The following is a 702-nucleotide window of genomic DNA, read 5'->3' on the forward strand; positions in this document are numbered from 1 at the left end:
CCCCCGCGCCGCCTCGGCGCCCTGGTCCTGATCCGCGACCAGGACGGCCGCGTGCTGCTGGTCAACCCCACCTACAGGGCCGGGTGGCAGCTGCCCGGCGGAGCCGCTCACGCGGGCGAGTCCATCGGCACCGCCGCCGCCCGCGAGCTCGCCGAGGAGACCGGGCTCACCCGCGAGATCACGCACGCGCTCGCGGTCGACCAGATGCCCCGCAACACGGAGACCGGCTCGACCGAGGGCCTCAACGTCGTCTGCGACGGCGGGAGGCTGACGGCCGACGAAGCAGCTGTGGTGGCCGTCCCCGACAGCGCCACAGGCGAGCTGACGGGTCTCCGCTGGGTGCCGCTCGATCAGCTCGGCGAGATCACCCTGCCGTACCAGGAGCGCCGAATCCGCCAGGCCGTGAGCGCCGCTGTGCTCGGCAACCGGCTGCCGCTGCTGAAGGCCGGCGAGCCCAGTGCCTGACGAGCAGACCCCCGAGGTACCGCCGCTCCCCCCGAACCCGCAGCCGGCCCCGTGCGGCTGCGGCTGCGGCGCCCCGAGCACCGCCCAATGCCGCCGATACACGGTCCTCTGATCGCCCCCTGACTGTCCGGCCGTGCGCTCCCCACAGCGCACGGCCGAGCAGCTATTCGGGCTCCCGCCTCGCCCACCAGTACCCGAGCTGAGCGAGAGAGTTGGCGCCGCTGATCCGCTTCAGCT

Annotated in this window: 1 protein-coding gene; it reads left to right on the forward strand. The window is 73.9% G+C overall.

Going from position 1 to position 702, the window contains the following annotated elements; all coding sequences use genetic code 11:
* Positions 1-465, forward strand: a 465-nt coding sequence (locus tag UK12_RS32865; RefSeq protein WP_052682428.1) for an NUDIX domain-containing protein, incomplete at its 5' end; no start/stop codon positions are given.
* Between the last annotated feature and the right edge of the window lie 237 nt (positions 466-702).

This window comes from Saccharothrix sp. ST-888 (assembly GCF_000955975.1).
GTDB lineage: Bacteria > Actinomycetota > Actinomycetes > Streptomycetales > Streptomycetaceae > Kitasatospora.